This window comes from Paenibacillus senegalensis JC66, assembly GCF_000285515.1.
Lineage (GTDB): Bacteria > Bacillota > Bacilli > Paenibacillales > NBRC-103111 > Paenibacillus_L > Paenibacillus_L senegalensis.
This window is the reverse complement of sequence record NZ_CAES01000139.1, coordinates 1-843: the sequence shown is the minus strand read 5'-3', so window position 1 is coordinate 843 and position 843 is coordinate 1. Positions and strand designations below refer to the sequence as shown.

General features: G+C 66.1%; 1 pseudogene. It reads left to right on the top strand.

The window, feature by feature from the left end:
• Nucleotides 1-843: pseudogene (locus PSHG_RS31305) on the top strand (collagen-like protein); the annotation flags it as partial.

Here is an 843-nt window from a genome sequence, read left to right as displayed (position 1 = left end):
CGGTTACAACTCGAAGTCAACAAAAGCACCCAAGCTATGCTGGATACGATCTTCCGCCAGGAGATGATGCTCGATTCCAAGCTCAAGACAGCAACAAACATACCCACTCTGCGCGGCCCTACAGGACCGGCCGGCCCGACCGGGGCGCCGGGCGGCGTTATCAGCATTAACGGCCAGACTGGAGTGGTGACGCTGGATGCGTCAAATGGCGTTATGCCGTTTATGCGAGAGCAGTCCACGAGTAGCCTGGACGATTACAAAGACCCGGGCATATACAGCTCGGACAGCGACAGCAGCACCGGGCCAACGGACGGCAGCAGTCCTCCGGGCGTGGCGCATCCGCAGGTATGGACGCTGTACGTATCGCGTGTTGGGGATTTTGTGCAGCAGCTGTATATTTCGAATCCGGCACTGTTCTACCGGAGCAGCCAGAATGGAGGTGCTGCCTGGGGGAACTGGGTGCCGATTGGCCAACAGGGACCGACAGGACCAACCGGTTCAGGGGCTACTGGTGCCACAGGCGCTACTGGAGCCACGGGCGCGACAGGGGCCGCAGGCGCTACTGGAGCCACAGGCGCCACGGGCGCGACAGGGGCCGCAGGCGCTACTGGTGCCACAGGCGCCACAGGTGCTACAGGAGCCACGGGGGCAACAGGAGCTACGGGCGCGACAGGGGCCGCAGGCGCTACGGGGGCCACGGGCGCTACTGGTGCCACAGGCGCCACAGGGGCTACAGGCGCCACGGGCGCCACAGGGGCCGCAGGCGCGACAGGGGCCACGGGCGCGACAGGGGCAACAGGCGCGACAGGGGCCACGGGCGCGACAGGGGCCGCAGGCGCGACA